The following is a 23,498-nucleotide window of genomic DNA, read 5'->3' as shown; positions in this document are numbered from 1 at the left end:
GGAGCTACAGGTGCGGCAGGACATGGCCCACGTAGCGCTCGGTCAGCGTCGCGAGGGTCTCGTCGCCCGGGGTGTCCCAGATCGCCTGGTTGAAGATCTCCACCTCGACGTCGCCGGTGTAGCCGGCCTGTGCCACCCAGCCGGTGATCGTCGGGACGTCGATGTACCCGTCACCCACGTGGCCGCGGGACAGCAGCGCGTCGGCGGCCAGCGGCAGGACCCAGTCGCACACCTGGTAGCCCGCGATCCGTCCGGCCACCCCTGCGCGTGCGATCTGGTGCTGCAGGTCCGGGTCCCACCACACGTGGTACGTGTCCACCACGACGCCGACCACGTCGGCGGGGAACGGCTCGGCGATGTCGAGCGCCTGGCCGAGCGTCGAGATGACGGCCCGGTCGGCGACGAACATCGGGTGCAGGGGCTCCAGGACGAGCCGGACCCCGTGCTCGGCGGCGGACGGCGCCAGCTCCCCGATGCGGTCGGCCACGCGACGGCGGGCGCCGACGAGGTCCACCCCGCCCGGCAGCCCGCCGACGACCATGATCAGCTCGCGGGTGCCCAGGGTCGCCGCCTCGGCGATCGCGCGACGGTTGTCGTCGAGCGCGGCCCGGGCGGCAGCGTCGTCGTCCGCCGTGAGGAACCCGCCGCGGCACAGCGACGAGACGCGCAGGCCGGCGTCGGCGACGATCTTCGCGGCCTCGGCCAGCCCGGCCTCCTGGACCCGGTCGCGCCACAGGCCGATCGCCGGCAGGCCGGCACGCACGGCGCCGTCGACGGCCTCACGCAGCGTCCAGGCCTTGGTGGTCGCCGTGTTCAGCGACAGCCTGCTGAGATCGGCGCTCACAGCGTGATGGTGGGGACGTCGAGGCGGCGACCCTCGGCCGACGACCGCAGGCCGAGCTCGGCCAGCTGCACGCCGCGCGCCGCGGAGAGCAGGTCGAAGCGGTGCGGGCGCCCGGCGACGGCGTCGCGCAGGAACTCCTCCCACTGCTGCTTGAACCCGTTGGCGAGGTCGCCGTTGGCGGGCACGTCGAGCCACTGGTCGCGGAACGGTTCGGTGACCGGCAGGTCGGGGTTCCACACCGGCTTCGGGGTGTGGGCGCGCTGCTGGGCGACGCACCGGTTCAGCCCGGCGACGGCCGAGCCGAGGGTGCCGTCGACCTGGAACTCGACCAGCTCGTCGCGGTGGACGCGCACCGCCCAGGACGAGTTGATCTGCGCCACCACGGGGTCACCGCCCGGCGTCTCGATCTCGAAGATCCCGTACGCGGCGTCGTCGGCCGTGGCCTGGTACGGCCTGCCCTGCTCGTCCCAGCGTGTCGGGATGTGCGTCACGGCCTGCGCGTTGACCGTCTTGACCGTGCCGAGGACGCCCTCGAGCACGTAGTTCCAGTGGCAGAACATGTCGACGACGATGCCGCCGCCGTCCTCCTTGCGGTAGTTCCAGCTGGGCCGCTGGGCCTCCTGGCCGTCGCCCTCGAACACCCAGTACCCGAACTCGCCGCGCAGCGACAGGATCCGGCCGAAGAAGCCCTCGTCCACGAGGCGGCGGAGCTTGACCAGGCCCGGCAGGTAGAGCTTGTCGTGCACGACGCCGGCCGTGACGCCCGTGCTCTCGCGCAGCCGCGCGAGGTCGACGGCGTCGGCCAGCGTCTCGGCGGTCGGCTTCTCCGTGAAGATGTGCTTGCCGGCCTTCATGGCCGCGGTGAGCGCCTCGTAGCGGCGGCTGGTCACCTGGGCGTCGAAGTAGACGTCGACCGTGGGGTCCGCGATCACGGCGTCCGCGTCGGTGGTCCAGTGCTTGACGTCGTGCAGCCGGGCGAGCTCGCGCAGCTTGTCGGCGTTGCGGCCCACCAGGATCGGCTCGACCTGGACGCGGGTCCCGTCCTCGAGCGTGACGCCACCCTGGTCGCGGATGGCCAGGATGGACCGCACGAGGTGCTGGCGGTAACCCATCCGGCCGGTGACGCCGTTCATCGCGATGCGCAGGGTGGTCATGATGCTCCGAGGTCCGCAGGGCTGGAATGCGCTTTCCAGCCTAGCGCACCACCAACTTGCACCGTCAAGGGTCACGCCCGGACGGTCACCAGCTCGGCCACGGCGGCGCGCACGGCGGTGCGGAACGGCGCCGAGCCGGCCACGTCGTCCCCGAAGACGGCCCGCACGTCGAGCATCCGGTCCGCCAGCGAGCCCAGCGGGCCCTCGGCAGCCGCAGCGAGCGCGGGGGCCATCGGGTCGTCGAGCGGGACCCGCCAGCCGTCGACCTCGAGCTCGCCCTGCGTGGTGGCGCGGACGTACGCGATCCAGGCGGCGACCGCGCCCGCGGCGGCGGTCGGCACCGCGCCGGCGTCGAGCCGGTCCCGCACGGTGCCCAGCAGGCGCTGCGGGAGCTTGACGGAGCCGTCCATCGCCACCTGAACCGTGGTGTGCCCGGTGTTCGGGTTGGCGAACCTCGCCAGCACGTCGTCCCGGTACCCCGCCAGGTCCAGGCCGTCCGGGGCCACCAGCGTCGGCAGCACGTCGTCGTCGATCAGCGCCCGTGCCGCGGCCACCAGGTCCGGGTCCGCCACGGCCTGCGCGATGGTCACGTGCCCCCGCAGCGCGCCGAGGTAGGCGAGCGTCGAGTGGCTCGCGTTCAGCACCCGCAGCTTGGCGCGCTCGAAGGGGGCGACCTCCTCCGTCAGGGTGGCGCCCGCCCGCTCCCACGCCGGTCGAGGCCCGGCGAACCGGTCTTCGACGACCCACTGCGAGAACGGCTCGCCGACGACCAGACCGGCGTCGTCCAGGCCGAGGAGAGCCCGCGCCTCGGCCCGGTGCGCCTCGGTGGTGGCCGGCACGATCCGGTCGACCATCGTGCCCGGGAACCGCACGGACGCCTCGACCCAGTCGCGCAGCCGGTCGCCGCCGGGGACGGCGTCGAGGGTCGCGGCGACGAGTGCCGCCAGGACGGCCCCGTTGTCGGCCAGGTTGTCGCAGCACACCACGGTCAGGGGCCCCGCGTCGCGGCGGCGGCGCAGCGCCAGCCCGCGCAGCAGCAGGCCGAGCGGGGAGCGGGCGGGGGAGTCCGGATGAGCGCCGCGCAGCTCGCCGGCCAGCGCGGCCAGGTCGGCCGCCAGGTCCGGGTCCTGCAGGTCCGGGCCGCCGTCGGCCGCCCGCCGGTAGCCCTTCTCCGTCACCGTCAGGGTCACCACGTGCGTGCCCGGCGCGGCGATCGTCGCGACGACCCGCGGCGTGTCGGTGCCCGGGAAGGCCACGTCGCGCAGCGAGCCGACCAGCCGCAGCGACGTCTGGTCCGTGCCCTTGGTGAGCACGCCGTAGAGCCCGTCCTGCGGTGCGAGCTGGTCGACCACGCGGGCGCTGCGCTGCGTCACGCCGAGGATCCCCCAGCGGGTCTCGCCCGCAGCGGCGGCCGCGTCCTCGGTGTAGACGGCCTGGTGGGCCCGGTGGAACGCGCCGAGCCCCAGGTGGACCAGGCCGACGCGCAGGTCCGCGGGGTCGACCGCGGGCAGCTGCACGCCCCGCGGACGGGATGCGGCCAGCGTCGTGCGCGACAACCGGGGTGTACCGGCGCTCATCCGCTGGCCTCCGACGAGCGCGCGGGCGCCACGCCGGTCGACGCGCGGACCACCAGCTCGACCCCGATCAGCACGGAGCCGGGCGGGTCGGCGCTCGGGGGTGCGGTCGTGCGCGCCGAGCCCGCCTCGATCAGCAGGTCGACGGCCGTCCGGCCGAGCCGGGCCAGCGGCACCGTCACGGTGGTCAGCGCGGGGGAGACCAGCGTCGCGGCGGGGATGTCGTCGTACCCCACGACCGAGACCTGCTCCGGCACCGCGACCCCCCGCGCGCGCAGCCGGCTCAGGATCCCGAGCGCGAGCAGGTCGTTGTGGGCGAGGACGGCGGTCACGCCGCCGGCCGCCACCAGGTCGCCCGCGGCGACGCCCCCGCCGAACACGGGAGGGAAGTGGCCCAGGTCGACCACCTCGATGTCGCGCAGGCCGTGCGAGGCGTGCTCGAGCCCGCGCCGCCGCTGGGAGTCGGACCACGAGCCCACCGGTCCCCCCGCGTACCCGATCCGGCGGTGGCCGAGCGCGTACAGGTGCGCCACGGCCTGCCGCACGCCGTCGGTGTTGTCGATGACGACCGACGGCAGACCCTCGTGCGGGCGGTTGACGAGCAGCAGCGGGACGTCGTCCTCGAGGACCTCCCGGCCGAGCCGCTCGAGGTCGAGGTCCGGCATCCGCGGGGAGCACAGGATCACGCCGTCCACCTGGGCGCCCAGGTGCGCGACGAGCTCCGCCTCGAGGCGGGGGTCCTCCTCGGAGTCCGCCACGAGCAGCGCGAGCCCGAGCGCACGGGCGCGTGCCTGCACGCCCTTGGCGACCGCCGCGAAGAACGGGTTCTCCAGGTCGGGCACGACGAGGCAGAGGTTGCCGGTGCGGCCGGTGATCAGCTCACGCGCCGCGCGGTTGGGTCGGTAGCCGAGCTCGCGGGCGACCTGCTGGACGTGCTCGCGCCGGGCCGGGGCCACGAGGTCCGGAGCGCTCAGGGCGCGCGAGGCCGTGGCGGGCGAGACGCCGGCGGCTCGCGCCACGTCGCGCAGGGTGACCCCCACAGTGCCTCCTCGCCCGGACGATGCCGATGAATGCGATTGCAGCACGCGGACCGGTGCAACCGCAACCGTCGTCCCGGCATGCGGCACGGCGCCGCGACAATCCCTTGTCATCTCACGCGGCACCTGGTTTGCTGCCATGAATGCGTTTGCACCCGCCGTCATCGCGCGGTGGCCCGCTGGTCGAGGAGGACCTGATGGTGAGCGAGACCGGCTGGACGTTGCACCCCGACCGGGCGCTGCCCAGCGACCCGGTCGTGCGGCCGATCGCCCGGGAGATCCTCGCCGCCACCGCCACGCTGCCGATCGTCTCCATGCACGGTCACGTCGAGGCCGAGGTCCTGGCGCGCGACGAGCCCTTCGCGGATCCCGCGTCCCTGCTGGTCACGCCGGACCACTACCTGGTGCGCATGCTCGTCTCGCAGGGCGTGCCCCACGACGCGCTCGGCGTCCCGCGTCACGACCGCCCGGGCGTGGTTGCGGCGCCGCGCGAGGTCTGGCGCACGTTCGCCACCCACTGGCCCCTGTTCCGCGGCACGCCCACGCGGTACTGGATGGAGCACGTCCTGGTGGAGGTCTTCGGGCTGGACGAGAAGCCCTCGGCGCAGTCGGCCGACCGCCTCTTCGACCTGCTGTCCGAGCGCCTGGACAAGCCGGACTTCCGGCCGCTCGCGCTCTTCGACCGGTTCGGCATCGAGGTCCTCGCGACCACCGACGCGGCGACCGCCACCCTGGACGACCACGCCGACCTGGCCGGGCGCGGCTGGGGGTCGCGGATCGTGCCGACGTTCCGCCCGGACGCCGTCCTGCACGTCGACCGTCCGGGGTGGCGCGACGACGTCGCCCTGCTGGCGGAGCGCTCCGGCATCGCGATCCACGGGTACCGCGACCTGGTGCACGCGCTCGAGGAGCGCCGCCGCACGTTCGTCGCCGCCGGTGCGCGCGCCACCGACCACGGGCACCTGTCCGCCGACACGACGCCGCTGACCGACGCGGAGGCGGAGCGCATCGTCGCGGCGGCGCTGCGGGGCGACGTCACGGCGGCCGCCGCCCAGGCGTTCTCCGGGCACATGCTCTTCGAGATGGCGCGCATGTCGGCGCAGGACGGCCTGGTCATGCAGCTGCACCCCGGGGTCCTGCGCGACCACGACCGCGCCGTGGCGCAGCTGCGCGGGCCGGACGTCGGCTACGACATCCCGGTGGTGACGGAGTACGTGCGCGCGCTGCGCCCGCTGCTCGAGGCGTTCGGCCACCACCCGAACCTGCGCCTCGTCCTGTTCACCGTCGACGAGGACACGTTCAGCCGCGAGCTGGCGCCCCTGGCGGGCGTCTACCCCGCCGTGCGGCTCGGGGCGCCGTGGTGGTTCCTGGACACGCCCGACGGCATGCGCCGCTTCCGGGAGGCCGTCACGGACACCGCCGGCTTCGCCAACATGACCGGCTTCGTCGACGACACCCGCGCGTTCTGCTCGATACCGGCCCGGCACGACCTGGCCCGCCGGGTCGACGCCGGCTTCCTCGCGCGGCTGGTCGCCGAGCACCGGCTCGACCTGGACGAGGCGATCGAGACCGCGCAGGACCTGGCCTACCGCATCCCGAAGCAGGCCTACGCGGTCCCGCGCAGCCTCTGACCGGTGGGCTCGATGGGCGCTGAGGGCCCCTGACGTGGTGCACTGAGCGGGCACCCGCACAGTCAGCACCACCCGGAGGTCCCTGCAGTGAGCCACTCGACGTCGTCGACAACGATGCCCGGCGCATCCCTCGAGCTCGACCCCGAAGGTCAGCTGCACTGCCCGGCCTGCAAGGCGCTCACGCTCGACATCGTCTCGACGGACCAGGTCGAGGGCATGCCCTGGGTCAACCACGCCCTCGCGTGCCGCTCGTGCGGGGTCACGTCGCGGCTCGCCGTCGTGGGTGCGTTCGGCCGGACCGTGCTGCGCTGGCTCGACGACTGACGGGCGACCGTCAGGTCACCGCACCGAGCTGCCAGGGCACGAACTCGTCGGCCCCCAGGTCGAGCTCCTCGGACACGGTCTGCCTCCCGGACGCGACCGCGACGATGAGCTCGAACAGCTCCTCGCCCACGGACGTCACGGTCGCGGTGCCGTCGACGATCCGCCCCGCGTTGAGATCCATGTCCTCGGTCATCCGCAGGTAGGTGGCCGTGTTCGTCGCGACCTTGATCGACGGCGCGGGCTTGCTGCCGAGCACCGAGCCGCGCCCCGTGGTGAACACCACCACCGTCGCGCCGCCGGCGACGAGGCCGGTGACCGAGACGGGGTCGTACCCGGGGGTGTCCATGAACGTGAAGCCGCGGGCGGTCACGGGCTCGGCGTACTCGTAGACGTCGACGAGCTCCGCGGTGCCGCCCTTGGCGACGGCGCCGAGCGACTTCTCGAGGATCGTCGTCAGCCCGCCGGCCTTGTTGCCGGGGGACGGGTTGTTGTCCAGGGTGCCGCCGCCGGCGGCGGTGTAGCCCTTCCACCAGTCGAGGCGGTCGAGCAGCTTCTGCCCGACCTCGCGCGTCACGGCGCGGCGCAGCAGCAGGTGCTCGGCCCCGAACACCTCGGGCGTCTCCGCGAGCACCGAGGTGCCGCCGCGGGCGACCAGCAGGTCGGACGCGTGGCCGAGCGCGGGGTTGGCGGTGATGCCGGAGTACCCGTCGGAACCGCCGCAGTTCAGCCCGAGCACCAGCTCGGAGACGGGCGCGGGCGAGCGCCGGAGCGCGTCGATGGCCGGCAGCATCGCCTGGACCGCGGACACCCCGGCGCGCACGGTGGCGCGGATGCCGCCGGTCTCCTGGATGACCAGGGTGCTGACGGGCTTGTCGGCCGGCAGGTCCAGACCGTCCAGCAGCGACTGCGCGGGCAGCATCTCGCACCCCAGACCGAGCACCAGCAGCCCGGCGATGTTGGGGTGGCGCGCGTAGCCGCGCAGCGTCCGCAGCGTGATCTGCGCACCCTCGCTCGTGGGGACGAGCCCGCAGCCGGTGTCGTGCGTGAGCGCGACGACGCCGTCGACGTTCGGGTACGCGTCCAGCACGGAGCCGCGGAACTGGTCGGCGATGAGCCGGGCGGTCGACGCCGAGCAGTTCACCGACGTGACGATCCCGACGTAGTTGCGGGTGCCCCACCGACCGTCGCCGCGGGCGTACCCGTCGAAGGTCCGGGCCGGGCCGTCCGGCACCGGCAGGCTGACGCGCGCGGTGCCGAACTCGTACGCGCGCTCGTCGTCGTCCATGCCGAGGTTGTGGGAGTGCACGTGCTCACCCACGGCGATGTCCCGGGTGGCTCGGCCGATGGACTGCCCGTACTTGCGCACGGGCGCCCCCGCGGGGACCGCGCGCACCGCGAGCTTGTGCCCCCGGGGCACGCTCTGGCTCACCAGGAGCGCGTCGAGCACCGTCCCGGACTGCAGGTCGCGGGTGGCCACCCCGACGTCGTCGTCGGGGCGCAGCACGAGAACGCAGTCGGCGAGGCTCAGCGTCACGGCGCCAGGATACCGCTTTCCCGCCGCGCGGACCCGCGTGATCGCGCCGAACTCCCCATCGACCGCGGACCAGCGCCTACCCTCCTGAACATGCCTGCTTCCGTGACGCTCAGCGACGTCGCCCGCGAGGCCGGCGTCTCGCTCGCCACCGCCTCCCGCGCCATCAACGGCAGCGCCAACCGCACCGTCCGCGCCGACCTGCGCGAGCGCGTGCTGGAGGCCGCGGCCCGGCTGCGGTACACGCCGGACGCCAACGCGCAGGCGATGGCCCGTGGCCGCACGACCTCCGTCGGCCTCGTCGTGCACGACATCGCCGACCCCTACTTCTCCTCGATCGCCGCGGGAGTCACCCGCGCGGCGGACCGGGAGGGCCTGCAGGTGACGCTCACCAGCACGCAGCACGACCCGGCCCGCGAGAGCGTGCTGGTCGACCTGCTCAAGCGGCAGCGGGCCCGCGCCATCGTCATCGCGGGCGGCCGGCTCGACGACGAGTCGATCAACGACGAGCTGCGCGCGGCGCTGGCCGACTACCGCGCGGGGGGCGGGTCGGTTGCGCTGATCGGCCAGCCGATCCTCGGCGTCGACGCCGTGGTCGTCGCCAACGCCCAGGGCGCCGCGGACCTGGCCCGCGCGCTGCACGGGCGCGGGTACCGCCGGTTCGCGATCCTGGCGGGCCCGGCGCACCACCTGACGGCGCGCGAGCGCAGCGACGCGTTCCGCGGGGCGCTCGCCGAGCTGGGCGACCCCGTCCCGGACGACGCGGTGGTCCCCAGCGCCTTCACGCACGCGGGTGGTGAGGACGCCATGCACCACCTGCTGCGCCGCGGGGACCTGCCCGAGCTCGTGTTCGCGGTCAACGACGTCATGGCGCTCGGCGCGCTCGCGGCCTGCCGGGAGAGCGGGGTCCGGGTGCCGGACGACATCGCGCTCGCGGGGTTCGACGACATCTCGACGCTGCGCGACGTCGTCCCCGCGCTGACCACGGTGCGGGTGCCGCTGGTCGAGGTGGGCATCGCCGCGACCGAGCTCGCGCTGGCCGACCCGTCCGACGAGCCGCGCCTGACGCACGTGCCGACGCAGGTCGTCCTTCGCGACTCGACGCCGGTCCGCTAGGCCGGCGCGGCCGCCCAGGCGCCCGTCGCCGCGTCCTCCAGCGCCAGCAGGTGCGTCGCCATCCGCAGCCGGGCGCGGTCCGGGTCCCCGGCGGCCACGGCCGCGAGGATCGCCTCGTGCTCGACGAACGCGCGGCGCTCCGACGGCTCGTCCTGGAGCCCGCGCCAGATCCGCGTCCGGGACGCCCGGCCGGCGAGCCCCACCACCAGGGCTGCCAGGACGGGGTTGCCCGACGCGCGGGCGACCTCCTCGTGGAAGGCCAGGTCGGCGTCGACGAGCCGCTCGTGGTCGCGGGGGACCTCCACCAGGGCGCGCGCGGTCTCGTCGAGTGCGGCGCGCAGGCGGGCGAGCGAGGCGTCGTCGATGTGCAGCGCGGCGAGACCGGCGGCCTCGGTCTCCAGCAGCCGACGGACCCCGTGGCAGCCCGAGGCGTCGTCCTGGAGGTCGGCGACGAAGGCGACCGGCGCGAGCAGCGACGCGGCGTCGAGGGTCGTGACGTAGGTGCCGTCGCCGTGCCGTGACTCGAGGATGCCGAGCGTGCTCAGCGCGTGCACCCCCTCACGCAGCGAGCCGCGGGAGACGCCGAGCGTCGCGGCGAGCTCCTTCTCCGCGGGGAGGCGCTGGCCTGCGTGCAGGCGGCCGTCGAGGATCATCTGCTTGACCCCGTCGACCACGTCGTCGGATCGTGACACGGTGCGAACCTAGTGCCTGCGTGGACCGGTACTGCTCAGAAGCTGCTCAGAAGCTGCTCAGAACGAGTCGAACGGGAGCCGGTACACCTGCGTCGCCGTCCCCCCGAGCAGCGCCGCGCGCGCGTCCTCGGGCAGCCCGTCCACGGTCGAGCGCAGCCCGTGCCACACCTGGGCGTACGAGTCGCCCTCGAGCAGCGCGGAGGGCCAGTCGCTGCCCATCATGAGCCGGCCGGGTCCGAACACCTCGAGCGCACGGTCGACGGCGGGACGCAGGTCGTCGGGCCGCCAGCCCGGCCCGGCCGCGGTGGTCAGCCCGGACAGCTTGGCGACGACGTTGGGCTGCTCGGCGGCCGCACCGAGCAGCCCCGACCACCGGCCCCAGCCGTCCCGGTCGCCCGAGCGCAGTGCCGCGAGCGGGGGACCGCCGAGGTGGTCGAGGACGATGGTCAGCTTCGGGTGGCGCTCGGCGAGCGTCGCGACGTGCGCGAGCGCCGCCGGGGTGTGCGCCGTGACGTCGAGGGTGAGCCGGCGCTCGGTCAGGAGCGCCAGGCCGTCGTCGACGGCGGTGTCCAGGAGCCACGACGTGTCCGGCTCGCCGCTCCCGTTGCGTCCGTCGTGGCCGATCCCGACGATGGGCTCACGCCGCCACCGGTCGAGCAGCGCCGCGGCGTCGTCCGGTGCGTCGAGGGGGACCCACGCCACCACGCCGGCGACCCGGGGCGAGGAGAGCGCCTGGAACAGCATGAGCTCGGTGTCCGCACGGTTGTCGGCGGCCTGCACCAGGACCACCCAGTCGACGCCCTCGTCGACGAGCTGTTCCCGGATGTCGGCCAGCCGGAACGGACGGTGCAGGGCCGCGTTCTGCGGCGTCATCCAGGGGTAGTGCACCGCCTCCGGGTTCCACACCTGAAGGTGGGCGTCCACGACATTGGGCATTCTTCGACGCTAGCAGTGGTCCGATGAGTGGGGCGTGCGAGGCGGTTCATCCTCATCGAACCCTCATCCGGCCGGAAAGTCATCGGAGGACTTGCCGTCAGCGGCCGACTGCGTAGCCCTGCATCCCGCGTGCGTTGGCGGCCGCGACCAGCAGCCCGTCGGACCGCTGGCCGGCCGCGCTCAGCCGCCCGAGCTCCCACGGACCGACGGTCTCCACCCGGTGCCCGCGGGCCGCGAGGGCGGCGAGGACGTCGGGCCCCAGGCGCGACTCCGCAACGAGTCCGCGGGGGGTGCGGGTGCGGGGGTAGAACGAGCCGGGCACGTCCGTCGAGTGCCACATCGGGGCGTCGATCGCCGCCTGCAGGCCGGCCCCGCCCACCAGGTGCCGCAGCAGGAACGGCACGGTCCACTGGTCCTGCTGGTCCCCGCCCGGCGTGCCGAACGCGATGCCCGAGCCGTCGTCGTCGAGCACCATGGCGGGGCTCAGGGTCGTGCGCGGTCGCTTGCCCGGCGCGAGGCTGTTGGGCAGCCCCGGCTCGAGCCAGAACATCTGGGCGCGCGTCGGCAGGGCGAACCCGAGGCCCGGCACCACGGGGCTGGACTGCAGCCAGCCCCCCGACGGCGTCGCCGAGACGCGGTTGCCCCAGCGGTCGACGACGTCGACGTGGCAGGTGTCCCCGGGGCTGAGCCCGATCGGCGAGACGGTCGGTTCCCCGACGCCCGTCTGCTCGTCGAGGGCGGTCGATCCCCGCGCCTCCCGCAGCGCCGAAGCGAGCCGCGGCACCCGACCGTCCGGGGAGCCCGGCCGAAGCCCTTCGGCGGCGTCGGGCCCGACCAGCCGGGCGCGCGACGCGGCGTAATCGGCCGACAGCAGGGTGTCCAGCGGGACGTCGGGCACGTCGCCGTACCAGGCCTCCCGGTCGGCGAATGCGAGCCTGGCGACCTCGACCACGGTGTGCACGAGCTCGACGGGGTCGTCGAGGAGGGCCTCGACGCCGAGCGACTCGAGCACCGCCAGCTGCTGCAGGAGCACGGGTCCCTGCCCCCAGGCACCGGTCTTGTGCACCGTCCGGCCGGCGAACCGCAGGGCCGTCGTCGGCTCCTCGGTCGCCCGCCAGGCCGCGAGGTCGTCGCCGCGCAGGAGCCCGGTGTGCGGCCGTCCCGAGGAGTCCTGGACCGCGACGCCGGACTGGAAGGCGTCCACCGCCTCGGCGACGAAGCCCTCGTAGAAGGCGCGCCGGGCGGCCTCGATCTGCTCCTCGCGCGGTCGGCGCCCGCCGGCGGCCAGCAGCCGGTCGAACGTGTCGGCGAGCTGCGGGTTGCGGAACCGTGCCCCTGCCTCGGGGACGCGGCCGCCCGTCAGGTACGTGGCCGCCGACGTCGGCCAGTGCTCAGCGAACATGTCGGCGACCGTGGCGATGGTCCGGGCGGCCGCGGGGACCAGCGGGTAGCCGTCGCGCGCGTAGCCGATGGCGGGTCCGAGCACGTCGGCCAGGGGGAGCGTGCCGTACCGCGCGAGCAGGTCGAGCCAGGCGCCGAATGCGCCGGGCACGACAGCGGCCAGGTGGCCCGTGCCGGGCACCAGGTCCAGGCCCAGGTCGCGGTAGGCCTCGATCGTCGCGGCGGCCGGGGCGGTGCCCTGCCCGCAGATCACGAAGTCGTGGGCGTCCTGCGCCCGGTGGCCCAGGATCGGGGCGTCGCCGCCCGGCCCGTTCAGGTGGGGCTCGACGACGCTGAGCGTGAACCCGGCCGCGGCCGCGGCGTCGAACGCGTTGCCGCCGGCCTCCAGCGTCCGCATGCCGACGGCCGACGCCAGCCAGTGCGTCGAGGCGACCATGCCGACGGTGCCGCTGAGCTCGGGGCGCGTGGTGAACATCGATCGATCCTGCCCCACCGTTCCCACCGGCGCGTCCCGGACCCTTGCGGAGCCGGGCGAATCGGTCATAGGGTCCTGCGACTGTGGTTGACACGTGTCAACACTGACGTGAGGAGCAGGTCGATGGGGACCAGCAGGAGGCTGATCGGGGCGCTGGGCGCGCTCGCGGTCGCGGTGACGACGATGGTCGCGGGAGCAGCAGGAGCACAGGCGGCAGGCCCGGACCGGCTGCCGCTGACCATCACGAACTCGAGCGGCCGCGGTGAGGCCGTCTACGTGTACGTGCTGGGCACGGACCTCGCCACCGGCCGCCTCGGCTACGTGGGCGCGGGCGGCACGTTCACGGCGTGGCCCGCGGGGTCCAACCCGCCGTCACCGGCCCCGGACGTCGCGATCACCGGCCCGGCCAACGGCGGCAGCACCACGGTCCAGGTGCCGCGCGGCATCTCCGGGCGCGTCTACTTCTCGCTCGGCCAGAAGCTCCGGTTCTTCCTCGCGCCGGGTGGGCTGGTGCAGCCCGCACCCTGGGCGAGCGGTGACCCCAACCACGACATCCTGTTCGACTGGAGCGAGTTCACGTACAACGACGCCGGGCTGTGGCTGAACAGCTCGCAGGTGGACATGTTCGCCGTCCCGCACACGGTGACCGTGACCGGGGCCTCCGGGACGAAGCGGTCCGGCGACCTCGTGGCGAACGGTCGGGACAACATCGTCAACCAGCTCGCCGCCCAGCCCGGCTGGGGGAGCACGGTCGTCCGCCGCGCCGACGGCACCGTCCTGCGGGTGCTCGCCCCCGGCAAGGCGGCGGGCGCCGGCCTGCTGAGCGCCACGTACCTCGACTCGTACATCGCCTCGGCGTGGAACGCCTACACCGGCAAGACGCTGACCGTCGTGCCGTTCGGCGACCAGCCGAACGTGCGGTACTCCGGCCGCACCTCGGGCACCGTGATGCGGTTCACCAACGCTGCGGGTCAGCAGGTGGCCTCGTTCAACCGGCCCAGCAGCGCGGACGTGTGGGGCTGCGACGGCGCGCTGCACGCCCCCAACGACCTCGTCGTCGGCCCCATCGCCCGCACCCTGTGCGCGGCCCTGAACCGCGGCACCCTCGGGACGGTCGACACCCAGCCCAGCACCGACGCCTCGGCGTTCTACCGGAGCAACCCCACCAACCAGTACGCGCGCGTCGTGCACGCCAACATGGCGGACGGCAAGGCCTACGCGTTCGCGTTCGACGACGTCGGCGCCTTCGAGTCCCTCGTGCACGACGGCTCGCCGACCGCGGCGGGCCTGATCATCCAGCCGTTCACCGGCGGTGGCACGACGACCCCGCCGCCCACGGGCAGCGGCGGCGCGCTGGTCAACGCCAACGGCATGTGCCTGGACAACAACGCCCAGTCCACCGCCAACGGCAACAAGGTCCAGATCTGGGGCTGCAACGGCACGGTCGCCCAGCGGTGGACCTTCGTGGAGGCCGGCACCACGCTGCGCGTCCAGGGCAAGTGCCTGGACGTCGCGGGCGGCGGCACCGCCAACGGCACCAAGGTCCAGCTCTACGACTGCAACAGCACGGGCGCCCAGGTCTGGATCCCGCGGGACGGCGGCTACTACAACCCGGCCTCGAACCGGTGCCTCGACAACCCCGCGGCGTCGACCGCCGCGGGCACGCAGGTCCAGATCTGGGACTGCAACGGCTCCGCCGCGCAGCGGTGGCGCCTCGGCTAGACGCCGCCCTCGAAGCCCAGCTGTCGCCACGCCTCGTACGTGGCGACGGCTGCGGCGTTCGAGAGGTTCATCGACCGGCGTCCGGGCAGCATGGGGATGCGCACCTGGGCCGTGATGCGGGGGTGCTCGAGGACCGCCTCGGGCAGCCCGGTGGGCTCGGGCCCGAACAGGAGCACGTCGTCCGCGCGGTAGGCGAGGTCGGTGTGGTGCTGCGTCGCGTGGGTGGTGAAGGCGAAGACCCGTCCCGGGACCGCGGCCAGCAGGTCCTCCAGCGACGGGTGCACCACGACGTGCGCGAGGTCGTGGTAGTCCAGCCCCGCGCGGCGCAGCTTGGCCTCCGACAGGTCGAAGCCCAGGGGCTCCACGAGGTGCAGGGTGGAACCGGTCCCGGCCGCCAGCCGGATGGCGCTACCGGTGTTGCCGGGGATGCGGGGCTCGAAGAACGCGACGTGCAGCACGCGCCGATCCTACGGATAGCGTTCTCTCATGCCGTTCCCTGAGCCTTTCGTGGCCGACGCCACCCGCTACGACTCCATGACCTACCGCCGGACCGGCCGCAGCGGGCTGGACCTGCCCGCGCTGTCGCTGGGCCTGTGGCACAACTTCGGGGACACCACGCCGCTGGAGACCCAGCGCGCGGTGCTGCGGCGGGCGTTCGACCTCGGCATCACGCACATCGACCTGGCCAACAACTACGGCCCGCCGTACGGCTCCGCCGAGGAGAACTTCGGCCGGATCCTGGCGTCCGACCTGCGCCCGTACCGCGACGAGCTGGTCATCTCCTCCAAGGCGGGCTACGACATGTGGCCCGGCCCGTACGGCGACGGCGGCTCGCGCAAGTACCTGCTGTCCTCGCTGGACCAGTCCCTGGCGCGCATCGGCGTGGACTACGTGGACGTCTTCTACTCGCACCGCCCGGACCCGTCCGTGCCGATCGAGGAGACGATGGGCGCGCTGCACACCGCGGTGACCAGCGGCAAGGCGCTCTACGCCGGCATCTCCAACTACTCCCCGGCCCAGACGCGCATCGCACACCAGGTGCTCGCCGACCTGGGCACCCCGCTGCTGATCCACCAGCCCAGCTACTCGATGTTCAACCGGCACATCGAGAAGGTCGCCGACGGCCAGACCGAGAACCTGCTGGACGTCGTCGGCGACCTGGGCATCGGCACCATCGTGTTCTCCCCGCTCGCGCAGGGGCTGCTCACCGGCCGCTACCTGTCCGGCGAGGTCCCTGCGGGGTCGCGCGCGTCGGTCGGTCACTTCCTCACGCCCGCCGCCATCTCCGAGACCTACCTGTCCCGCGCGCGGGCCCTGAACGAGATCGCCGCCGACCGCGGGCAGTCACTCGCCCAGCTGGCCCTGACGTGGGTGCTGCGCGACGACCGCATCACGTCGGCCCTGATCGGCGCCAGCTCGGTCGCCCAGCTGGAGGACAACGTGGCCGCGCTCAGCGCCCCGGCCCTCACCGAGGACGAGATCGCGGCCATCGACCCCCTGGCGGTCGACGGCACGGGCCGCTAAGCAGCCCCCCCCGCCACCCCGCCACCCCGCCACCCCGCCGCCTCGCCGCCTCGCCGGCCCCGCCGCCGGCCGCCCGACGCCGAGGAGATCGTGGGTTCGGCACGAGATCGTCAGTTCGAACCCACGATCTCGGCCCGAACCCACGATCTCGGCCCGAACCCACGATCTCGCGGGCGGACCGCCGGAGCGGGCGCCGCCGCAGGCCGGCCGGCGGGCGGGCCAGCCGGTGAGAGCAGCCCGTCAGGGTGGGGGTGCCAGCCGGGAGGGCGGCGCGGTGCTCTCGCGGATGACGAGCTCCGTGGCCAGATCGATGCGCGGGTTGGCGGGGACCTCGCCGCGCGCCAGGGCCAGCACCATCCTGGTCGCGGTGGCGGCCATCTCCTGCAGGGGCTGGTGGATGGTGGTCAGCGGGGGGCCGATCCACTCGGTGACGGGCAGGTCGTCGTAGCCGACGATCGACAGGTCCTCGGGGATGCGCAGGTTGAGCTCGCGCGCCGCGCGCATGACGCCCAGGGCCTGGAAGTCGGACCCGGCGAAGATCGCCGTCGGCCGGTCGGGCCGGTCCAGCAGGTCCAGCCCGTGGCTGTAGCCCCCACCGACGAAGAAGTCGCCGTACCGCACCAGCGCCGGGTCCACAGCGACGCCGACCTCGTCGAGCGCCGTGCGGTACCCGTCGATCCGGGCGCGGCTGCACAGCACGTCGACGGGGCCGGAGATGACGGCGATCTTGCGATGGCCGAGTCCGAGCAGGTGCCGGGTCGCCGCCAGGCCGCCGGCCCAGTTGGCGGAGCCGACGGTGGGGACGCCCGCGGGCTGCTCGCCCGCGGTGTCGACGACGACGAACGGGATCGACCGGGTCTCCAGCTGCCGCCGCTGCGCGGGGTCGAGGTCGGACAGGACGAGGATGACGCCGCGCGGCCGGCGGGCGAGGACGTCATCGAGCCACTCCTGGCGGGGGCGGTGCGCGCCACCGAGCTCGGAGAGCACGACGCCCATGCGCTCGGGGCCGGCCACCGACTCCACGCCCTTGATGATCTGCACGGCCCACCCGGCGTCGAGCTCGTGGACGACGAGGTCGAGGAGGCCCGGACCGGCCTGCGCGCGGCCGCGGCGCCGACGGTACTGGTGGCGGTCGATCACTGCCTCGACGCGGGCCCGGGTGACCGCGGCGACGTCGGTGCGGCCGTTCAGCACCTTGGAGACGGTCGGGACGGAGACCCCCGCCTCGGCCGCGATCAGGGCGATCGTGGCCGTGGACCCGCTGCCTTCCGGCACGGCGACGTGGTCGTCGGGAGGGGCGGCGCCGTCGGCGCTGGTGGTGGTCATGGAGGACGTCCTGGTCTGCTCGTCGCAACTATCGGGCCGAACGTAGCACTGACCGTGCGAGGGCTGGCCGGATCGCGGGCACCGGACCGGGCCTCGATGAGAAACGTTTGCCAAAGTTCCCATCAGGATTGCCACAGCGTCCCGAGGCGCCTAACGTCCGAGACCGGCAGATATCGACACAGCGGTCGATACTTTCGACTCTCACAGGGCCGTGAGACGGGAGGTGACAGGTCAGATGACACCGCACGCGGAACCCACGAACCGACAGGCCGTGGTCGACGACCTGATCACCCGGATGTCCCTCGAGGAGAAGCTCTCGCAGCTCGTCGGCCTGTGGGTCGGCGCCGACGCCACCGGCGCCGGCGTGGCCCCCCACCAGTCCGAGATGACCGCCGACGGGCTCGGCTGGTCCGAGGTCATCCGCGACGGCCTCGGCCAGCTCACCCGCCCGTACGGCTCGGCCCCCGTGGACCCGGCCGCCGGTGCCGCGTCGCTGGCTGCCTCGCAGGCCGAGATCGTCGCCGCGAACCGCTGGGGCATCCCCGCCCTCGTCCACGAGGAGTGCCTGGCCGGCTTCGCCGCGTGGGGCGCGACGGCGTACCCGGTGCCGCTGTCCTGGGGCGCCAGCTTCGACCCCGAGCTCGTCGAGGAGATGGCCCTCCGGATCGGGGCGTCCATGCGTGCGGCCGGCGTGCACCAGGGGCTCGCGCCGGTGCTCGACGTCACGCGGGACTACCGCTGGGGCCGCACCGAGGAGACGATCGGGGAGGACCCCTACCTCGTCGGCACCGTCGGGACCGCCTACGTCCGCGGCCTCGAGGCGGCGGGCGTCGTCGCGACCCTGAAGCACTTCGCGGGCTACTCGGCCAGCAGGTCGGGCCGGAACCTCGCGCCGGTGTCCATCGGTGCGCGCGAGCTCGCCGACGTGATCCTGCCCCCGTTCGAGATGGCCGTCCTCGACGGCGGCGCCCGGTCGGTCATGCACTCCTACGCCGAGCTCGACGGCGTGCCGTCGGCGGCCGACGTCTCGCTGCTCACCACGCTCCTGCGCGACCGGTGGGGCTTCACCGGCACCGTCGTCGCGGACTACTTCGGCATCCGGTTCCTGCAGACCCTGCACGGCGTCGCGGGGTCGGAGGCGGAGGCGGCCGCGCTGGCGCTCGCGGCGGGTGTCGACGTCGAGCTGCCCAGCGTGCACTGCTACGGCGAGCCGCTGCGCGGTGCGCTCGCTCGCGGCGACGTCGACGAGGCGCTGGTGGACCGGGCGGTGCGGCGGGTCCTGCTGCAGAAGGCCGACCTGGGCCTGCTGGACGCGGACTGGTCCCCGCGGGCCGCCGCGGACCCCGTCCTGGACGACGCCGGCAGCCAGGACCTGGCGCTACGCCTCGCGCGGGAGGCCGTCGTCCTGCTGACGAACCCCGCGGACGTCCTGCCGCTGCGGCCGGGGACGACGGTCGCCCTGGTCGGCCCCCTCGCCGACGACCCGCTGGCGATGCTCGGCTGCTACTCGTTCCCCGCGCACGTGGGCGTGCACCACCCGGAGCGCGGGCTCGGCATCGAGATCCCGACGGTTCTCGACGCGCTGCGCGGTGCGCACGGCACCGTCACCTACACCCGCGGCTGCGACGTCACCGACCCGCGACGCGACGGCTTCGACGAGGCCGTGGCCGCGGCCCGGGACGCCGACGTGTGCGTCGTCGCGGTGGGGGACCGGGCCGGCCTGTTCGGCCGCGGCACCTCCGGCGAGGGGTGCGACGCCACGGACCTCGAGCTCCCCGGCGTCGAGGCAGACCTCGTCCGCGCGCTGCTGGCGACGGGGACGCCGGTCGTCGTGCTGCTGCTCACCGGCCGGCCGTACGCGGTGGGTCCGCTCGCGGCAGAGGCGGCCGCGGTGGTGCAGACGTTCTTCCCCGGGCAGCTGGGCGGGCAGGCCATCGCCGATGTGCTCACCGGCGCGATCTCGCCGTCGGGCCGCCTGCCCGTGAGCATTCCCGCGGACGCCTCCGGGCAGCCGGGCACGTACCTGTCGGCGCCGCTGGGCCGGCGCTCGGGTGTGTCGTCGGTCGACCCCACCGCGGCGTTCCCCTTCGGGCACGGCCTGTCCTACACCGACTTCTCGTGGTCGGCCCGGGCGACCAGCGACGAGTGGGCGGTCGACGGCGACGCGACCGTCGAGGTCCTGGTCACCAACACCGGCGAGCGTGCCGGTGCCGACGTCGTGCAGCTGTACCTGCACGACCCGGTGGCGCAGGTGACCCGGCCCGTCGTGCGCCTGGTCGGCTACGCGCGCGTGCAGCTGGGCCCGGCGGAGTCGGCCCTCGTGACGTTCACCGTGCCCGCCGACGTCACGGCGTTCACCGGCCTGGCCGGCGAGCGCGTGGTCGAGCCCGGGGACGTCGAGCTGCGCGTCGCGCACTCCAGCGCCGACACCGGCGATGCGCTCGCCCTGCGGCTCACCGGGTCGCTGCGGACCGTCGACCATACCCGGCGGCTGACCACCGGGGTCTCGGTCACCGCGCTGCACCCGATGGAGGTGACGAACGCATGAGCCTGCAGGAGCCGGCCGTCGCGGACCCCGTCTCGCCGCTCGCGCCCATCGCGCCGGCGATCACCGGTCCGAAGAAGAAGCGGCGACCGCGACGAGAGTCGTGGGTCGCGCACGACGGCACCGTCATCCCCGCCGTCCACCAGACCTGGCGCACGGCGCTGCGCAAGGACTGGCGGCTCTACTCGTTCCTGGTGCTGCCGCTGATCTTCCTGCTCATCTTCCGGTACGTGCCCATCCTCGGGAACGTGGTCGCGTTCCGCCGGTTCCGGCCGGGCGGGAGCATGTTCGGCGACGAGTGGGTGGGCCTCTACTACGTCAAGATGTTCATCAACGACCAGCAGTTCTGGCACGCCTTCAGCAACACCGTGGTCCTGGGGCTCCTGACGCTCCTGATCGTGTTCCCGCTGCCGATCATCCTGGCGCTCATGCTGAACGAGGTCCGGTCGAGGACGTTCAAGCGCACCATCCAGACGCTGTCGTACCTGCCGCACTTCATGTCCATCGTCATCGTGGCGGGCATCGTCTTCCAGCTGACCTCCGTCAACGGCACGGTGAACCAGATCATCGAGGCGACCGGCGGATCCGCGATCACGTTCATGCAGGAGCCGTCGTGGTTCCGCACGATCTACCTGACGTCGGAGGTCTGGCAGACGGTCGGGTGGGGCACGATCCTCTACCTCGCGGCGCTGACGACGATCGACGACCAGCTCTACGAGGCGTCGCGGATCGACGGCGCCAACCGGTGGCAGCAGACGTGGCACATCACCCTGCCCGGCATCCGCCCCACGATGATCGTGCTGCTCATCCTGAACATCGGCACGTTCATGGCGGTCGGCTTCGAGAAGATCCTGCTGCTGTCCAACCCGCTGATCTACTCGACGGCCGACGTCATCTCCACGTACCTGTACCGGGTCGGCATCGTCTCGAACAGCATCAGCTACGCCACCGCGATCGGCCTGTTCGAGGCCCTCATCGGCGTCGCCCTGATCCTGTCGGCGAACGCGATCTCCAAGAAGACGGTGGGAGCAAGCCTGTGGTGACCACCGAGAACCTCCCCGACGTCGCCCGGACGAGGTCGACGGGTGTCCGGGACACCCGTGGCCTGCGGGCCTTCCGCCTGGTCAACGGCGCGATCCTCATCGTCGTCGCGGCCCTCGTGCTGTACCCGTTCATCAACATCGTCGCCCAGGCGTTCAGCTCCGAGGGCTACATCAACTCGGGACAGGTGAACCTGATCCCGCGCGGGTTCAACCTCACCACCTTCGAGGTCGTGTTCGGCGACGACATGTTCTGGCGCAACTACCGCAACACGGTCGTCTACACGGTGGTCGCCACGGCCATCGCGATGGTCCTGACGACGACGTACGCGTACGCCCTGTCCAAGCATCACCTCAAGGGCCGCAAGTTCTTCATCGGCGTGGCCGTCGCCACCATGTTCTTCAACGGCGGGCTGATCCCGAACTACATCCTCATCAGCCAGCTCGGCTTCCGGAACACCCTGTGGGCGATCGTCCTGCCCAACGCGATCAGCGTGTTCAACCTGCTGGTGATGAAGTCGTTCTTCGAGAACTTCCCGAGCGAGCTCGAGGAGGCCGCCTCGATCGACGGCATGAGCACCTACGGGGTGTTCTTCAAGGTGGTGCTCCCGCTGAGCAAGGCCGTGGTGGCGACGATGCTGCTGTTCTACGCGGTCTCGTTCTGGAACGGCTGGTTCGGCGCCTTCCTCTACATGGACGACCCGAACCTGTACCCGGTGACCGTCTACCTGCGCAACCTCATGGCCGGGGTCACCGGCGGCACCTCGATCCAGGGTGGCGGCACGGACAACCTCACCCAGATCGGCGCCAACGTGCAGTCCGTGACGATGCTCCTCACGGTCCTGCCCATCATCTGCCTCTACCCGTTCCTGCAGAGGTACTTCGTGTCCGGCGTGATGCTCGGCGCAGTCAAGCAGTAACCCCACCGCCCCACCCCTTCCCAAGGAGAATCATGAGGACCACCAGAAAGCGCGCCGCTGTCGCCGCGTCGGTCGCGGTGCTCGCGCTCACGCTCACCGCCGCCTGCTCGTCGGACGACGCGGCCGAGGAGCCGTCGGCCACCAGCAGCGGCATCCCCGACGCCCAGAGCGTCGGGGCCATGGAGGACTTCGCCGTCGGCACCGAGTTCGTGGCGACCGAGCCGGTGACGTTCAGCGTCCTGTACCGGGACCACCCGAACTACCCGCTGAACAAGGACTGGCTGTTCTTCTCCCACCTGAAGGACACCAACAAGGTCAGCTTCGACCTCACCAGCGCGCCGCTGTCCGACTGGGACGCCAAGAAGTCGCTCATCATCAGCGCGGGTGACGCCCCGGACCTCATCCCCGTCACGTACCCCGGCCAGGAGACGCAGTTCGTCTCGGGCGGCGCGCTGCTGCCGATCAGCGACTACGTGCAGTACATGCCGAACTTCCAGAAGCGGATCGCGGACTGGGAGCTGGAGCCCTACATCGACAACCTGGTGCAGGCGGACGGCAAGTACTACATGCTCCCCGGCCTGTACGAGTCGGCCCAGCCGCAGTACTCCATCGCGATCCGGCAGGACCTGTGGGAGAAGGCCGGGATCACGGACGACCCCGAGACCTGGGACGACCTGAAGGACGACCTGGCGACGCTCAAGGAGGCGAACCCGGGCGTGTGGCCGATGTCGGACCGCTGGTCCACGACGAACAACAGCCCGCTCGGCGCGACGCTGAACGTCGCAGCCCCGAACTTCGGCACGATCGCCGGCTGGGGCTTCGGCAACGGCCTGGTGTTCGACGAGGAGTCCGAGACGTTCTCCTACGCCCCGTCGACCGACGAGTACAAGGAGCTGATCTCCTACTTCGCGTCGCTGGTCGAGGAGGGCCTGCTCGACCCCGAGTCCGTCACGCAGGACGACGACACGGCGAAGCAGAAGTTCGGCAGCGGCCAGTCGCTGGCCATCTCGGGCAACACCCAGGAGATCACCAGCTACGCCAAGACGTTCACCGACGCCGGCAACACCGACGCCAAGGTGCACCTGATCCGCGTGCCCGAGGGCCCCGCGGGTGACAACGTCGCGTCGGGCAGCAGGGTCGCGTCGGGCTTCATGATCTCGTCGGAGGCGGCCGAGAAGCCGAACTTCCTCGCGCTCCTGCAGTTCGTGGACTGGCTGTACTACTCCGACAGCGGTCTGGCGTTCTCCAAGTACGGCGTCGAGGGCACCACGTTCACCGAGGACGGCGGGACGCGTGCACTCGCGGCCGACGTCGACTGGAACGGCGTGAACCCCACGGGCACCAAGAAGCTGAACGCCGACTTCGGGTTCAGCAACGGCGTGTGGATGCTGGCCAACGGCACGACGGACGAGCTGATCCGCGGCCTGAACACCGACGCCACGAACCAGTTCATCGACGCCATGGCGGACAAGACCGAGCTCCCGCTGACCCCGACCGCCCCGCTGGACGAGATGCAGCAGGAGCAGATCACGCTCTGGCAGGCCGCCCTGAACGACTCGGTCACGCAGAACACGGCCGCGTTCATCCTCGGTCAGCGCCCGATGTCCGAGTGGGAGGCCTGGCAGACCGAGCTCAAGGGCCTCAACGTCGAGCAGTACGTCGACACCTTCAACACCGCTCTGGCCGCCAAGGGCTGAGCACGTCGT

General features: G+C 72.9%; 19 protein-coding genes. 9 read left to right on the top strand and 10 right to left on the bottom strand.

Going from position 1 to position 23,498, the window contains the following annotated elements; genetic code table 11:
* Positions 1-4: 4 nt before the first annotated feature.
* The 4 genes from KG102_RS15150 to KG102_RS15135 form a co-directional block, all read right to left on the bottom strand.
* Positions 5-844: a sugar phosphate isomerase/epimerase family protein gene (locus KG102_RS15150; protein WP_208288213.1), complete on the bottom strand. Its 840-nt coding sequence runs from the start codon at positions 842-844 to the stop codon at positions 5-7.
* On the bottom strand, positions 841-1,998 hold the full coding sequence (locus tag KG102_RS15145; protein WP_208288214.1) for a Gfo/Idh/MocA family protein: 1,158 nt from the start codon (positions 1,996-1,998) through the stop codon (positions 841-843). The genes KG102_RS15150 and KG102_RS15145 overlap by 4 nt, the downstream gene beginning before the upstream one ends.
* 71 nt (positions 1,999-2,069) lie before the next feature.
* Complete coding sequence (locus tag KG102_RS15140) at positions 2,070-3,575, bottom strand: mannitol dehydrogenase family protein (RefSeq protein WP_208288215.1); 1,506 nt, start codon at positions 3,573-3,575, stop codon at positions 2,070-2,072.
* Positions 3,572-4,612 (bottom strand): LacI family DNA-binding transcriptional regulator, encoded by a 1,041-nt coding sequence (locus KG102_RS15135; protein ID WP_249667350.1) that lies wholly within the window; start codon positions 4,610-4,612, stop codon positions 3,572-3,574. The genes KG102_RS15140 and KG102_RS15135 overlap by 4 nt, the downstream gene beginning before the upstream one ends.
* 194 nt (positions 4,613-4,806) lie before the next feature.
* On the opposite strand from KG102_RS15135, the gene uxaC reads away from it, so the two are divergent.
* A complete protein-coding gene (gene uxaC, locus KG102_RS15130) occupies positions 4,807-6,240 on the top strand; it encodes a glucuronate isomerase (RefSeq protein WP_208288217.1) in 1,434 nt (477 codons plus the stop codon).
* 87 nt (positions 6,241-6,327) lie between these two features.
* Entirely contained in the window at positions 6,328-6,564 is a 237-nt protein-coding gene (locus KG102_RS15125; RefSeq protein WP_208288218.1) for a hypothetical protein, read from the top strand.
* Between the two features lie 10 nt (positions 6,565-6,574).
* Here KG102_RS15125 and KG102_RS15120 read toward each other — a convergent pair whose 3' ends face one another.
* Entirely contained in the window at positions 6,575-8,098 is a 1,524-nt protein-coding gene (locus KG102_RS15120; RefSeq protein WP_208288219.1) for a UxaA family hydrolase, read from the bottom strand.
* 90 nt (positions 8,099-8,188) lie between these two features.
* Here KG102_RS15120 and KG102_RS15115 point away from each other — a divergent pair, with 90 nt between their 5' ends.
* Positions 8,189-9,211: a LacI family DNA-binding transcriptional regulator gene (locus KG102_RS15115; protein WP_208212751.1), complete on the top strand. Its 1,023-nt coding sequence runs from the start codon at positions 8,189-8,191 to the stop codon at positions 9,209-9,211.
* Here KG102_RS15115 and KG102_RS15110 read toward each other — a convergent pair.
* From KG102_RS15110 to KG102_RS15100, 3 genes are all read right to left on the bottom strand, one after another.
* Positions 9,208-9,903, bottom strand: coding sequence for a FadR/GntR family transcriptional regulator (locus tag KG102_RS15110; protein ID WP_208212750.1), 696 nt, complete (start codon positions 9,901-9,903; stop codon positions 9,208-9,210). The genes KG102_RS15115 and KG102_RS15110 overlap by 4 nt on opposite strands.
* A gap of 57 nt (positions 9,904-9,960) precedes the next feature.
* Positions 9,961-10,839: an amidohydrolase family protein gene (locus KG102_RS15105; RefSeq protein WP_208288220.1), complete on the bottom strand. Its 879-nt coding sequence runs from the start codon at positions 10,837-10,839 to the stop codon at positions 9,961-9,963.
* 97 nt (positions 10,840-10,936) lie between these two features.
* A complete protein-coding gene (locus KG102_RS15100; RefSeq protein WP_208288221.1) occupies positions 10,937-12,715 on the bottom strand; it encodes a gamma-glutamyltransferase family protein in 1,779 nt (592 codons plus the stop codon).
* Positions 12,716-12,838: 123 nt separating this feature from the next.
* On the opposite strand from KG102_RS15100, the gene KG102_RS15095 reads away from it, so the two are divergent.
* Entirely contained in the window at positions 12,839-14,437 is a 1,599-nt protein-coding gene (locus tag KG102_RS15095; protein WP_208288222.1) for a glycoside hydrolase family 64 protein, read from the top strand.
* Here KG102_RS15095 and KG102_RS15090 read toward each other — a convergent pair.
* On the bottom strand, positions 14,434-14,895 hold the full coding sequence (locus KG102_RS15090) for a tRNA (cytidine(34)-2'-O)-methyltransferase (RefSeq protein ID WP_208212746.1): 462 nt from the start codon (positions 14,893-14,895) through the stop codon (positions 14,434-14,436). The two genes, KG102_RS15095 and KG102_RS15090, sit on opposite strands and share 4 nt — an antisense overlap.
* A gap of 28 nt (positions 14,896-14,923) precedes the next feature.
* On the opposite strand from KG102_RS15090, the gene mgrA reads away from it, so the two are divergent.
* Entirely contained in the window at positions 14,924-15,961 is a 1,038-nt protein-coding gene (gene mgrA, locus KG102_RS15085; protein ID WP_208212745.1) for an L-glyceraldehyde 3-phosphate reductase, read from the top strand.
* A 240-nt stretch (positions 15,962-16,201) separates the two neighbouring features.
* Here the strand turns inward: mgrA and KG102_RS15080 are convergent, their stop codons facing one another.
* Positions 16,202-17,287: a LacI family DNA-binding transcriptional regulator gene (locus KG102_RS15080; RefSeq protein ID WP_208288223.1), complete on the bottom strand. Its 1,086-nt coding sequence runs from the start codon at positions 17,285-17,287 to the stop codon at positions 16,202-16,204.
* 235 nt (positions 17,288-17,522) lie between these two features.
* On the opposite strand from KG102_RS15080, the gene KG102_RS15075 reads away from it, so the two are divergent.
* From KG102_RS15075 to KG102_RS15060, 4 genes are read left to right on the top strand one after another with little or no spacing between them, the layout of a single operon-like run.
* Positions 17,523-19,835 (top strand): beta-xylosidase/alpha-l-arabinosidase, encoded by a 2,313-nt coding sequence (locus tag KG102_RS15075; RefSeq protein WP_208288224.1) that lies wholly within the window; start codon positions 17,523-17,525, stop codon positions 19,833-19,835.
* On the top strand, positions 19,832-20,875 hold the full coding sequence (locus KG102_RS15070; RefSeq protein ID WP_208288225.1) for an ABC transporter permease: 1,044 nt from the start codon (positions 19,832-19,834) through the stop codon (positions 20,873-20,875). The genes KG102_RS15075 and KG102_RS15070 overlap by 4 nt, the downstream gene beginning before the upstream one ends.
* Positions 20,872-21,792, top strand: a complete 921-nt coding sequence (locus KG102_RS15065) for a carbohydrate ABC transporter permease (RefSeq protein ID WP_372438147.1) — start codon at positions 20,872-20,874, stop codon at positions 21,790-21,792. Before KG102_RS15070 ends, KG102_RS15065 begins: the two co-directional genes overlap by 4 nt.
* 32 nt (positions 21,793-21,824) lie before the next feature.
* Entirely contained in the window at positions 21,825-23,489 is a 1,665-nt protein-coding gene (locus KG102_RS15060) for an ABC transporter substrate-binding protein (protein WP_208212740.1), read from the top strand.
* The last annotated feature ends 9 nt before the right edge of the window (positions 23,490-23,498 follow it).

Source organism: Cellulomonas fengjieae (assembly GCF_018388465.1).
Taxonomy (GTDB): Bacteria; Actinomycetota; Actinomycetes; order Actinomycetales; family Cellulomonadaceae; genus Cellulomonas; species Cellulomonas fengjieae.
This window is presented reverse-complemented; position numbering and strand designations above follow the sequence as displayed.